Here is a 12796-nt window from a genome sequence, read left to right as displayed (position 1 = left end):
TGTCCTCTGATTTAAAGCTCGGCGCCCGCCGAAAACTCCTTCATCCAGATAGCCGCGGTCACGGCAACATCTGCGATAGGACGTATCGGCAAGGAGCGGGGATGGGGCTGGTTCAAAAGCTGGCGGATCAGGTCGTTGTCGCGGCCGAGCGCATATTCGGCGATGAGCTTGCCTGACGCGGAACCGCGGCTCAGGCCCAGGCCGTTGCACCCTACCGCTTCGAACACACCGTCGGAGCGACGCCCGAAGAGCGCTCCGTTGTTGACCGACAGACACAAAGGGCCGCCCCACGTGTATTCGAGTTCGACGTCTTCGAGCATGGGAAAGCGCCGCTCGAATGAACGCCGGTGCAGACTCTTCGCCTTCGTGAGGTCCGCCTGAGATACCTCCAGACCCGGTCGAAACGCAAAATGATTGCGAACGCAGATGCGGTCCGTGACAAGACGCCGAATGGTCGAACCCATCGGGTCCGCGGGAATCAGCGACCAGGAACGGGTGCCGCCGAGCCGGCGCACTTCGTCCGCATTCATTTCGCGCGTCATGGAGGCGAATGTATAGACCGGCAACAAACCGTTCGGATGTCCGCCAAACGTCGCGGCATATGCGTTCGTGCAAAGCACTACACGGTGCGCGATCAGCTTGCCGTTCGCAAAGGACAAGACCTTGGCTGAGCCGTTGTCCGAAATTCCCCTCACAGCGCTCGACTCGAATACCGCTACGTTCTCGGGCAAGCTTGCAGCGAGCCCGCGCATCAGCGCCGCCGGCTGAACCGTGCTGCACCCAGGGGTAAAAAGCGCACTTTCGTAGAAGTCCGTGCCTGTCACGCCTGCGATTCCGGCCTCGTCCAGCCATTCGAAATCTTCGCCGATGCGCGCCAGTCCCTCGGCGAAGTGCGCGAGCGCAGCATGTCCCTTCCTGTTGACCGACGCATGAAATTTGCCGTCGTCCCGCCAGTCGCAATCGATGCCTTTTTGCTTCACCACCGAGCGCACATAGTCGATACCGTGCCGCTGCAAACGTACATCGGCTTTATCGGCTTCCACGCTTCGCGAGTAACTTTCGCTGCTGATGTCGTGTGGCAGATCGACGAAGAACCCGGAATTGCGTCCGGCCGTGGTGCGTCCAATGCGATCCGCCTCGACGAGCGCAATCGAAGCATCGGGCGCGAGCTCGGCCAGCCGCCGTGCCGCGCACAACCCGGTAATGCCGCCGCCCACAACAACCCAGTCATAGTGCCGCTCCGCAGTGACGGCAACTGCGGGCGCTGCGGGCGGCAGGCTTTCCCACCAGCCGTTCACACCGTCAGGCGCGGGAAAACGCACGAATTCCAGATTCGAGGCCATGAAGTCTTACTGAGTGTTGCGCAACAGGGGTTGAACGAGCCGCGCAAATGCGGCGCGCTCTTCTTCATTGAGGGTGCCGAGCGGAGCACGCGCAACGCCGACCGGCATGCCCGCGAGCTCGCAGCCGTAGCGAACGTATTGAATGAATTTGCCGCTGCGCTCCAGCAGTTCGAGCACCGGCAGCAATCGCGCCATCAATTGACGCCCCGTTGCAAAGTCGCCGCGCTTCACACATGCATCGAAGAGCGACGTGTGCGCTTCCGGCAGAAAGTTCGACGCGCCCGCGACCCAGCTCTTCGCACCCCACACGAAGAACTCGAGCGCCTGGTCGTCCATTCCGCAACTCAGCACGAGCTTCTCGCGGAAATGCGTCGCGAGGTGATGCAGGTGCGAGATATCGCCCGTACTCTCCTTCATCGCGATGAAGTTCGGCCGGTCGAGCAACGTGGCGAGAATACCGTCACCGATTTCCGTTCCCGTGCGCGCGGGAAAGTTGTACAGCATGATCGGCATGTCGAGGCTGTCATCCACCTTCAGCAGGTGGTTGAGCAGCTCGTCCTGCGTCGGCTGCGCGTAATACGGCGCGGCCAAAAGCAACGCGGAGAGTCCCGCACGTTTCGCTTCCTGCCCGAGACGGATGACCTCTTTCGTGGTCGTCGCGTTGATGCCCGCGGTCAGATAGGTCTTTCCGCCCGCTGCCTGCGCGACAGTGTCGAACGTTCGTACGCGCTCGTCGAAGCTGAGTGCATAGTATTCACCCGTGGTGCCGCCGATCCCGAGCCCCGCGACGCGGCCCGCGAGATTAGCCGCATGCTTGCCGAGCAGCTCGTGGTTGATCTCGCCATCCGCATGGAACGGTGTGACGAGCGGTGTATGTACGCCCTCGAAACTCATCTGGATTCTCTCTTCAATAGACGGCGCAATGTCTCCTGACGACGTGTATCAGTCGTTATGCGCCGTTGTGGTTAAACAAGTGCGTCAGCGCTGGAGTAAATCGGGAACTGGTTGCACAGCTCGCGCACGCGAGCGCGCACCGTGCGCTCGACCTTCTCGTCGCCGTCGGGTTCGCGCTCGAGTGCCGACAGCACCTCGATGATCATTTCGCCGACCTGCTCGAACTGCGTCGTGCCAAAACCGCGCGTGGTCCCCGCGGGAGTGCCGAGGCGAATACCTGAGGTGACGGTCGGGTTCTCCGTATCGAACGGAATGCCATTCTTGTTGCAGGTAATGCCGGCGCGTTCGAGGGCCTTCTCGGCCTGAGTTCCGGTAAGGCGCTTTGCACGCAGATCGACGAGCAACAGATGGTTGTCCGTGCCGTCGGTTACGAGCTTCAATCCGCCGGACTTCAGGACGTTTCCGAGTGCCTGTGCGTTGCGCAGAACCTGATCGATGTACGCGGTGAACTCGGGGCGCAGCGCTTCCCCGAATGCAACCGCTTTACCCGCGATGACATGCATGAGCGGGCCGCCCTGCAGTCCCGGGAAAACCGCCGAGTTGATCTTCTTCGCGATGTCGCCATTGTTCGTCAGCACGAACCCGCCGCGCGGTCCGCGCAGCGTCTTGTGCGTGGTCGAGGTGACGACGTCGGCGAAACGAACAGGATTCTCGTGCCTGCCCGCCGCAACGATTCCCGCGATGTGCGCCATATCCACCATCAGCAATGCATCGACGCTATCAGCGATTTCGCGGAATCTGGCGAAATCGAGAGCACGTGGATAAGCTGAATAGCCGGCGATGATCAGCTTCGGCCGATGCTCCTCGGCTAGCCGGCGCACTTCGTCGTAGTCGATGCGGTAGGTGTCGCGATTCACGCCGTACTGCACCGCGTTGAACCACTTGCCGGAAAGCGCCGGGCGCGCGCCATGCGTCAGATGGCCGCCTGCATCGAGCGACATGCCCATTACCGTCTCGCCCGGCTTCACGAGCGCGAGCATGACCGCGCCGTTTGCCTGTGCTCCCGAATGTGGCTGTACATTCGCATATTCGGCTTCGAACAGCGCCTTCACGCGGTCGATTGCCAACGCTTCGATTCTGTCGACGTGCTCACAACCGCCGTAATACCGCCTCGACGGATAGCCTTCCGCGTACTTGTTGGTCAGCACGGTCCCTTGTGCTTCCATTACCGCGGCGGAAACAATGTTTTCGGATGCGATCAGTTCGATCTGCGTCTGCTGACGGCGCAATTCCAACGCAATTTCAGATGCTATGACGGGGTCACGGCTCTGGAGGTTTTCAGCAAAAAAACGCGCGTTCTCGTTCACGTGGTCACTCCGGATGAAATCATGTAAGGCGGGTCTTGCCTGAGCACGCATGCATCTTGTGGTGCCCAGTTTCCATTCGTGGTTGCGTTGCCCAATGCTTCTGTTGCGCCCCTACGGGCTGCTGCGGCATCTGCCGTGAGCGTGAGATCTCCGCTCACGGCGAGGCTGCTCGCCGTCTACTGCTCGAGCCAGGCCTTGACTTTCTCGGGATGGGCGTCCACGAATTTCTTTGCCGCGGTCGCATAGTCGTTCGTGCTGTTGCCCTGATATTCGATCGACTCGACATCCGCGAGCGTCAGCTTGAAGTGTTTGAAAAAGACATCCGCGCGGGGAAACTTGCTTGCGAACTGCTTCGAGGCGAACGCGTGGATCTGCTCTTCACCGCCGAGCGTGCCCTTCGGATCTTTCAGGTAACGCATCTGCCACTTCTGGAACAGCCAGTGCGGGCTCCATACGGTCGCCACGATCCATTGCTTCGACTGATAGGCACGCGAGACGCTGGCGAGCATGCCCGCTTCGCTGGACGATTGCAGCGTATAGCCGTTGAGGTCGTAGGCCTTGATCGTCTTTTCCGAAGCCTGCATCAAACCGCCGCCAGGCTCGATGCCTTGAATCGTGCTGTTCAATTTGCTCTTGACCTCGGGCTTCGCCAGGTCGGCGATCGACGAGACCTCGGACTCAGGCACATACGTCGGCACGGCCCAGCCGTTCTTGCCGCCCGTATAGATGATGCCGACATCATCCATATCGTTCTTGTACTTGGCGTAGTAGGTTCCATGGGTGACCGGAAGCCAACCGCCGACCATGATGTCGAGGTCGCCGCGCGCAACACCCTGATACTGAATGCCGATGTCTGCCTGCACGAACTGAACCGGTTGCTTCAGATTATTCTCGAGAACGTACTTCGCCACATTGGCTACGGCCAGCACGTCCGCCCAGTTGGTGACCGCAATCTTGACCGGTTCTGCCGCGACGGCGGGCATCACGCCGCTGCCGGCCGCGACCGCGGCGGATATCGCCAGTTTCACGACGAGCGACTTGAATATGTTGTCTTTCATCTAGTACTCCTACCTGATTATAAGATTCGTTAAAGTTTCAACGACCGCTGCTGCGACTCAGCGTCTGGTCCCCACACTGCGTACCGCTTCAGTCAGGTGCGCGCCGCCGCACCCGCGCCGGCCTTCGCCGTCCGCGCACCCGTCCCGGCTTTCTTTGACCTCACGCCAAAGCTTTCCGTCAAACGATCGAGCACGATGGCGAGCAAAACGACACCGAGGCCGCCTTCGAAACCGATGCCGATGTCTAGCCGCTGGATTCCGCTCAATACGTATTCACCGAGACCGCCTGCACCGATCATCGACGCGACCACGACCATCGACAGCGCCATCATGATGGTCTGATTGACGCCCGCCATGATGGATGGCAGCGCATTCGGCAATTGAATCTTCCACAGAAGCTGTGTATCTGTGCTGCCGAATGAGCGGCCGGCTTCCAGCAATTCTTCTCGCACCTGCCGGATGCCAAGCGTCGTGAGGCGGACGACCGGCGGCATGGAGAACACGATGGTCGCGATGACCGCGGGCACGCGGCCAAGGCCAAACAGGATCACGGCGGGGATCAGGTACACGAATGCCGGCATGGTCTGCATGAAATCCAGAAGCGAGCGCAGCACCACCTCGACGCGCCGGTTACGCGCGCCCCATATGCCGAGCGGCACGCCGATCACGAGACTGAAGAAAGTCGCGGCGACGACGAGCGCGAGTGTCGAGACCGTCTGGGACCACAACCCCATGTAATGAATCGCGAGAAGCGCAATACCGACGAATGCCGAGAAGAGGACGCCACGCCGCCACAGCGCAAACGCCATGAGAATGACGAGCATTGCGACAAACGGAACCGCGGCGAGACCATCTTCGAGCAGTTTGACGACTGCACCAAGTGCGGCCGAAAAGGCGTCGAAGCCGCCGCGAAAATGCTGGAACAGGAAGTTGACGGCGTTCTCCGCAAACTTTCCGATGATCGACGAATTCATGCTGCTCTCCGTTCCATGACCTGTTTGAGGATTGCCCGGCACGAGACGACGCCAGCGAGTTTGCCGATCGCGTCGGTGACAGGCACATCGTGCTCCTGGCTCAACGCAATGTCGGCGAGCTGGTGAAGATCGGCGTCGAGCGTGACCGCGTTCACGTCGCGCAATAGCGCTTCGCGCACCGGGCGCGTGCCCGCCTTGTGCAGGGACGCGGCAGTGACACAGCCTTGATACCGTCCTGCGTCGTCGCAGACATAGCCGCACTCGACACCGCTGTCGATGAGCTGATTGAGGTAGCGTTCGGCGGACGTGCCCACATCGCAGGCAATCAGCCGCCGGTCCACCGGCGCCATCAGACTGGATGCCTTCAGGAAAAGCGATACGTCGACATTGCGGAAGAAGTCCCGTACATACGAGTCAACAGGAGACTGGATCAGCTCCGCGGGCGTGCCCACCTGAATGAGGCAACCGTCTTTCATGATGCCGATCCGGCCGCCGATCTTGATCGCTTCTTCAATATCGTGCGAGATGAAGACGATGGTTCGCTGCTCTTCTTTTTGCAGGCGCAATAGCTCGTTCTGCATTTCGAACCGAATGAGCGGGTCGAGCGCCGAAAAAGCCTCATCCATCAGGAGCACTGACGGGTTCACCGCGAGCGCACGAGCAAGACCGACGCGCTGCTGCATACCGCCGGACAGTTCACTCGGGAGGAGTTTTTCATACGAACCCAGACCGACGCGCTGGAGCGCGGCGCGGGCGATGTCATAGCGCTCGGCTTTCTTCTGCCCTGCGACTTCCAGCCCATAGGCAATGTTGTCGAGCACCGAGCGATTGGGCAGCAGCGCGAACGACTGGAATACCATGGCCATCTTCTTGCGGCGAACTTCGCGCAATTCCAGCGTGGACATGGGCGCGATGTCGCGGCCTTCGAGAATGACCTGGCCCGACGTGGGTTCGATTAAACGATTCAGCAGCCGAACCAGCGTCGACTTGCCTGAACCGGAAAGACCCATGACGACGAAGATCTCCCCTGCCCGCACACTGAGACTAACGTCATTCACGGCAACCATATTGCCGGTCTGTTCGAAGATCTCGTTTCTGCCCAGGCCTTGCTTGACGAGTTCCGCAGCACGCTGCGGTTTTGGGCCGAAGATTTTCGACAGATTCTTGACTGTAAGGATGTCGGTGCTGGAAACGGCGATAGGTTTGACAGCCGGTCGTACTTCTTCCGCATCGACTGCGGCCGGATGGAGCACGCCTTGAGGCGCGAATGTCAGGTTTGGGGCCATTCTGTCATCCCAACTGGCAGGTTCAAGGAATTGAAGTGCGGCGCTGTCCGTCACGCGGGCCGATGCACCAAGGCATTTTTCCGTCACAACGGAAGAGCTCAGCCGAGCCGTATCGAACGATTGGCGACTTCACAGGGAGAAAGCCGCATCTTCGTGCGCGAGACCGAGCGCTGAGCGGCGGTTAGTGCATGAATGGCAGAGTACCAAGCCAAATTGACCCATCCAGCTACATTTTGTGTGCACTTTCCCATACCTTTGGTAATGCGAGCCGTTTGTGTATCAGGTGCAGAAAACAGGGAGAAGGAAAAGACCGACTCGCGCGGCCAAGGTGGGCGCCGATCCCGGAGCCGCGCATGGAGGTTTGTTGCCGGTTTGGGGCGCCCAAGGTCAGCTGAGCGCCAGCCGCTCTCTTAGGGAATGTGCCAGGCACCGTGGTACGGCCGAATTTACCCGCGTTAAACAGTGGACGTGGAAAAGCAGGGGCTGCCTGGTCGACGAGCCCCGTGCGCGTTGGAGTGAAGGCGTATCCGAAACGAACAATGCATGCGCGACGGCTGCACGCGGAGGACGCAGCGTCGTGCCTGGCACGACCGGAAAGCGGTCGTCGTTGTCGTTAGTTGCCGTATCTCAAGGAATCGACAACCAAGGCAAATGCGGGCGACGTTTGCCGACGACTCGCATAGTAAAGATGGTACCCGGGCACCAAAGGGCACCAATCGTCAAGGACACTGCCAAGACGACCGCTGGCGATATGCGGTTCCGCGAGATCGTACGGCACATAGGCAAGTCCGTACCCCTCTACCGCGGCCTCGAGCATTTGAGGCGTCGTGTTGCATATAAACTGGCCATGCACATTAACGTGCAGCGTGTTACGTCTCTTCCCGAATTCCCACGCATATAACCCGCCACGCGTCGGAAGGCGAAGATTGATGCAACTGTGCGCCGCCAGATCACGCGGATTTGCCGGACGTCCATGCGACGCAAGATAAGCCGGCGAACCGACGACTGCCATTCTGAAATCGGGGCCTATTCGTACGGCAATCATGTCCTGCGCAATGAGGTCGCCGCTTCGCACGCCCGCATCAAATCGCTCGGTAACGATGTCGACCATGCCGTAGTTAATGTTGATTTCTACCGAAATGTCGGGATATCGGCGTAGCAGCTTTTTGAGCTTCGGCCACAGAATCGTATCGGCCGCATGATCGTGCGCCGAGATGCGGATAAGACCCGCCGGCTTGTCCCGCAAAGCGCTCAACGAGTCCAGTTCGGCGTCGATGCGCTCATAGTACGGCCCAACGTTTGCCAACAGTCGCTCACCTGCTTCGGTGGGCGACACGCCACGCGTCGTCCGCGTTAGCAAGCGAAGCCCCAGCTTTTCCTCCAGGCCTCGCATCGAATGGCTCAAGGCGGACTGCGATACGCCGAGCTGAGCGGCCGCACGGGTGAAACTTCGCTCGCGGGCGACGGCGAGAAAGGCGCGCAGGACATTGAGATCGACTTTCGACATTATGAATCATGCTCATATCAGTCAGCGAAGTCTAGCAGCTACCGGAGCTACGGAGTGAGCAGTAAAGTTCAGTCAACGACCACGTGGCGCATGCCGTTGCCGCGGGCGAACCTCTGAACAGGAGCAGTCAATGGAAATCGAAGTGAAGCGTTGCGGCACTGTCGCCTCGGTCAAGGGGCCCGCGGAGTGGTTCACCGGCACCGTCCGTATAGACGCGATGTTTCAGCCGAACGAAACGACTCGCGCGTCCGGTGGCAGTGTGACGTTCGAGCCGGGCGCGCGTACGGCCTGGCACCAGCATCCACGCGGCCAAACACTGATTGTGACGGCCGGCAGTGGCTACGTCCAGCGCTGGGACGGCCCGCTTGAGGTCATCCGGCCAGGCGACGTTGTGTGGATCCCGGCGGGCGTGAAGCACTGGCACGGCGCATCGGCCGAAACCTTTATGACGCATATCGCCATCCAGGAGGCGCTCGGTGGCAAGGCGGTCGATTGGCTCGAGCACGTGGCCGACGACCAGTATCCGGGCACCGTTGCCGCACGCTAAAAAGGAGTCGTCGATGCCTCACGTCATTGTGAAAATGTGGCCAGGGAAATCGGAACAGCAAAAGCAGCAGCTTTCTGATGGCATCACGAAGGTAGTCACGACCATCCTCGGTTATGGCAAAGAGTCTGTCTCGGTCGGCATAGAAGTTGTGCAACCATCGGCTTGGGTCAAGGAAGTGTACGACCACGATATCCGCGACAAATGGGACACGCTGTATCAGAAACCGGGCTACGATCCATCGCAGCTCTGAGCAACATCCCGAGGCCGAAACGGCAACACTTCCGCCGCGGACCCCGCCGCGTTTTTTGAAGGGCTAGCAGCAGATGTTGACTAATACCATACGAGGAAGTGCCACGACGGAGGACATCAAGAAGTCTTTCTGAAGAGAAATTCGCCAGCGAATAAGGCCCCCATCACGAACGGCTCATTGACAGCAATTGTTCTCGCTCAAATTCGGACACGACAACTTCGATTCGTTGACGCCCCCTGATCGTGTCTCGCACACCATGCGTTGATCGTACAACAGGCTGGATCTACGTTCCTCCGCATCAGAAACGCTGGCGCCTGGCGGACTGTATCGCTGCAGCAATATCACTCGCCACGTACGCAAGGGCCCGACTATGTGCACTGACCAGCGCATTGTAGCCAGCCCCGCGAACGTTCTCGCGGACAACGCTGCGCCCGTCGATGGCATTTCCCTTCGACGGCCGCACCGACCAGACCACCGCCGACGTCACCGCACCCCCATCTTTCGGTGAATCAAAGCTTTGCACATCAACGGATACCCCGTGGCTGCTGCCACTCGCACGCTGCGGATAAACCGACACGACCGAACCCGGGATCAGTTGCGTGAGATCCTCGGCGAGTGCACGTGCAACCTGGCTCTTAAGCGGATCCGCCCATCGAGCAAACTCATCGATGGATACTCTATTTACGTCGATGGTAGAGACGATTTGCGGGCGATCGACCAGATCGGGGACCGTAACCGGACCGATCGCTATCGCTATCGGGTTGACAGCCGACGTCGGTTCGCCAACCCGGACTGGACTCAGCGTATAAAAACGCGTGGTGGGCGACGTCGCACATCCCACTGCGATAACGCTCGAAGCGATCGTCGCCAAGGCGAGCACGCGATACAGGCTCATGGCTTGTCCTTAGTTTTGCCGCGGATCAGTGCTTCCGGGTGACGTTCGAGATATTCAGCCAGCGAACGGATCGAAACCGCCGCACGCGACAGTTCGTGCATCGTCTCGGCGGTGCCCTGCTGCAAAGGCGAGTCGCTTTGCAATGCGCGATTCGCCGTCGACAGTGCGTCTCGAGCCGCGGCGAACGTCGCTTTGGCATCCGGTGCGATATCGGTATTGATGGTTTCCAGCAGCGCGTCCGCATCGCCGAGCGTTTTGCGCAGGTCCGTGCTGAGCCCCTCGAACGGAATCGCGTTGAGCTTGGCGACGAGACTCGTGATGGATTCCTGCAGGCCTTGCAGGTTACCCGGCACAGTCGGCAGTTGCGACGGCTTCCTGTTCCAGTCCACTGCCGTCTTGGGCGCGGCGGGAAAGAAGTCGAGCGCGACGTACAGTTGTCCGGTAAGAAGGCTGCCCGTTCTGAGCTGCGCCCGCAGCCCCTTCGATATCAAGCGGTCCGCGACCTGCTGTCGTTCCGCTGATGTGTTGCCACCGTTGCGGTCCCAGCCATCGCGCGAAATCAGACGCTCGGGATAAACGTTCACATCGACGGGAACGCTGGACTCCATGGTTTTCGGGTCGAAGTGCGCACGGATCGCTGTGACCTCGCCAACCACGATGCCGCGGAAGTCGACCGTAGAGCCAACCGTCAAGCCGCGCACCGACTCCTTGAAGTTCAACACGTATTTGTCGACGATCGTGTCGTGCGGCTTCATCGCCTCGGTGCGTGTGGCGAAAAGTTCGTACTGGTGCAGCGCCTCGGTTTCCTTGCTCGTGGTCGAGTCGGGCGGATTCTCGAACGCAAGTCCGCCGGTGAGCATGGATACCATGGACTCCGTTTCAATCGTGACGCCGGTCGTGTCCAGCTTGACGTCCACGCCGCTTGCATGCCAGAAACGCGTGTCATCCGTCACGTACTTGTCGTAAGGCGCATTGATGAAGACGTGGATTGTCATTCCAGCGCCGTCAGCGTCCAGCGAGTAGGAGACGATCTGCCCGACCTGGAGTCGCCGGAAGAAAATCGGCGAACCGATATCGAGCGAGCCGATATTTTTGCTTCGGAGCACGAACTCGCGCCCTGGCGTGCCCGTGGCGAGGACCGGCGGCGACTCAAGACCGACGAAATCGCGTCGAGCCTTTTCCGACGTGCCGATGTCCATGCCGATGTGCGAACCCGATATCAAGGTACTGATACCCGACACCGTGCCGCCGGCAATGCGCGGCCGCACAACCCAGAAACGGGTATCGTCGACCGGGATGGCTCCTTACGGGAGAAATCAGATGATTCGCTCAGACGGGCAGTTTTGCACTATCTATCAACGGGCGATTTAGCCACGCCCGTTCGCCTTGAGTCCCGGGTTGTCCAAGGGCGACAGCGTGCCGCCTGTTGGGGCCATGGCGCCGTCGGGCGGTGGCCAACGCGCGAGACGACGGGATGCGATCGTGTGCCGCCTTTTTCTTCATATGCAGCGGCGGTGCGAAGTGTCACCAAGACACAGCAGGCAACTCGCAGCGCCCCAGTGCGAAGCGTTCCGCCGCCTCATTTTTCTACAAGCTCCGGAATGGGGCACCAGGAGTCAGATGCAACTTGATCTTAGGGGTAAGCGCTGCCTGATCTTTGGAGGCAACTCAGGCAGCGGTCGCTGCTTCGAGCTGGAACTCGCTAGTGAGGACAGCACGTTCATGCACACAGCCGCCTAGAAAGAGCCGAGACCCGGCGCGTGCCGGTATCCGGCACTCGTGGAGCCAGCTAACAGGCCATCTGCGACCGCTGACGCCTGACGCAATCATTGAAGCTCTGACGCAGCGTGCTGGAAAGGAACGGATCGATTTTCGCCGCAGAGTTCATTTATACGCCATACACGGACTCCAAGCGCAGCAAGTGGACCATGAACTTCAGTCGATACGCATTACTAAATAAACAATATGCGATCCGTCTTACCAGAATGAATCGATTTCGGATGAGAAGTCGATCGAGCCAAACATCAGTCGAACTATGGCGATTAAAGGAGGAGACATGAAACTATCCAATAAGCTGACGGGCGTTATCACCGTAGCGTCCCATCGCCTATCGGCCGCCTACGGTGAGGGTCAGTGGGGTCGCAGTCGCGGTCCGTCAAGGCTCGTTTGCCGTACCGACGGCGCGCGGCAATGACACCGAAAACACAGTCTCTGTTTCGTCGGAGCGTGCTTCGATAACCCCGTGATGAGCCTTGGCGATCTCGCGTGCAATGTACAGACCGAGTCCAAGGCTGCCCTCGCCCGGAGAGGTTGACGGATCGCACGCTCCCCGGGTCAGCGGCTCGAAGATGCGGCCAAGCGTCGCGCACTCGATGACCGGGCCATGGTTCCTGACGTCGATACGGACCTGCGTCGCGTCCCCGTGCCCCTCGACGCGCACGGGCGTACCCGGCGCCCCATATTTGATGGCATTCACGATCAGGTTCTGAAAGAGTTGCTGCAGTCGCCGGCCGTCCCAGTTTCCCTTCATGCTGCCGCTGATATCCAGCTCGATCTGCCTATGTGGATGAACGGCACGCAGTTCGTCCAGTTCGTCGGCCAGCAAGTCAGCCAGGTCGACAGGGGCCGGCACGACATTGATCCCCAGGCCCAGCCTCGTCCTGTTGAAATCGCTC

12 protein-coding genes are annotated in these 12796 nt (G+C 59.9%); 2 read left to right on the top strand and 10 right to left on the bottom strand.

The genetic code is table 11. From position 1 onward, the window contains the following. Positions 1-11: 11 nt before the first annotated feature. The 7 genes from HV711_RS00060 to HV711_RS00030 all read right to left on the bottom strand — a co-directional run bounded on the left by HV711_RS00060 (position 12) and on the right by HV711_RS00030 (position 8429). A complete protein-coding gene (locus HV711_RS00060) occupies positions 12-1343 on the bottom strand; it encodes an NAD(P)/FAD-dependent oxidoreductase (protein WP_035483406.1) in 1332 nt (443 codons plus the stop codon). Between the two features lie 6 nt (positions 1344-1349). Continuing rightward, positions 1350-2237, bottom strand: a complete 888-nt coding sequence (locus HV711_RS00055) for a dihydrodipicolinate synthase family protein (protein WP_035483409.1) — start codon at positions 2235-2237, stop codon at positions 1350-1352. A 71-nt stretch (positions 2238-2308) separates the two neighbouring features. Further along, on the bottom strand, positions 2309-3604 hold the full coding sequence (glyA, locus tag HV711_RS00050) for a serine hydroxymethyltransferase (RefSeq protein ID WP_035483410.1): 1296 nt from the start codon (positions 3602-3604) through the stop codon (positions 2309-2311). A 176-nt stretch (positions 3605-3780) separates the two neighbouring features. Further along, on the bottom strand, positions 3781-4662 hold the full coding sequence (locus HV711_RS00045) for a glycine betaine ABC transporter substrate-binding protein (protein WP_035483412.1): 882 nt from the start codon (positions 4660-4662) through the stop codon (positions 3781-3783). Positions 4663-4754: 92 nt separating this feature from the next. After that, complete coding sequence (locus HV711_RS00040; RefSeq protein WP_035483414.1) at positions 4755-5636, bottom strand: ABC transporter permease; 882 nt, start codon at positions 5634-5636, stop codon at positions 4755-4757. Next, entirely contained in the window at positions 5633-6922 is a 1290-nt protein-coding gene (locus HV711_RS00035) for a quaternary amine ABC transporter ATP-binding protein (protein ID WP_035483416.1), read from the bottom strand. Before HV711_RS00035 ends, HV711_RS00040 begins: the two co-directional genes overlap by 4 nt. A 613-nt stretch (positions 6923-7535) precedes the next feature. Next, positions 7536-8429 carry a LysR family transcriptional regulator gene (locus tag HV711_RS00030; protein WP_035483418.1) on the bottom strand — a complete coding sequence of 298 codons (894 nt, stop codon included), beginning with the start codon at positions 8427-8429 and terminating at the stop codon, positions 7536-7538. Positions 8430-8565: 136 nt separating this feature from the next. On the opposite strand from HV711_RS00030, the gene HV711_RS00025 reads away from it, so the two are divergent. After that, on the top strand, positions 8566-8976 hold the full coding sequence (locus HV711_RS00025) for a (R)-mandelonitrile lyase (protein WP_035483478.1): 411 nt from the start codon (positions 8566-8568) through the stop codon (positions 8974-8976). Positions 8977-8989: 13 nt separating this feature from the next. Beyond that, complete coding sequence (locus HV711_RS00020; protein ID WP_035483420.1) at positions 8990-9226, top strand: tautomerase family protein; 237 nt, start codon at positions 8990-8992, stop codon at positions 9224-9226. Positions 9227-9524: 298 nt separating this feature from the next. Here HV711_RS00020 and HV711_RS00015 read toward each other — a convergent pair whose 3' ends face one another. From HV711_RS00015 to HV711_RS00005, 3 genes are all read right to left on the bottom strand, one after another. Beyond that, complete coding sequence (locus HV711_RS00015) at positions 9525-10121, bottom strand: PqiC family protein (RefSeq protein ID WP_035483421.1); 597 nt, start codon at positions 10119-10121, stop codon at positions 9525-9527. Continuing rightward, positions 10118-11320 carry a PqiB family protein gene (locus tag HV711_RS00010; protein ID WP_254604723.1) on the bottom strand — a complete coding sequence of 401 codons (1203 nt, stop codon included), beginning with the start codon at positions 11318-11320 and terminating at the stop codon, positions 10118-10120. Before HV711_RS00010 ends, HV711_RS00015 begins: the two co-directional genes overlap by 4 nt. 956 nt (positions 11321-12276) lie before the next feature. Next, positions 12277-12796: sensor histidine kinase (locus HV711_RS00005; protein WP_175144953.1), on the bottom strand; the 520-nt coding region annotated here is incomplete at its 5' end.

Origin of the sequence: Paraburkholderia phenoliruptrix (genome assembly GCF_902859825.1) — a bacterium.
Classification (GTDB): Bacteria; Pseudomonadota; Gammaproteobacteria; order Burkholderiales; family Burkholderiaceae; genus Paraburkholderia; species Paraburkholderia phenoliruptrix.
The sequence above is the reverse complement of the archived record's forward strand: the minus strand, read 5'-3'. Positions and strand labels throughout refer to the sequence as shown.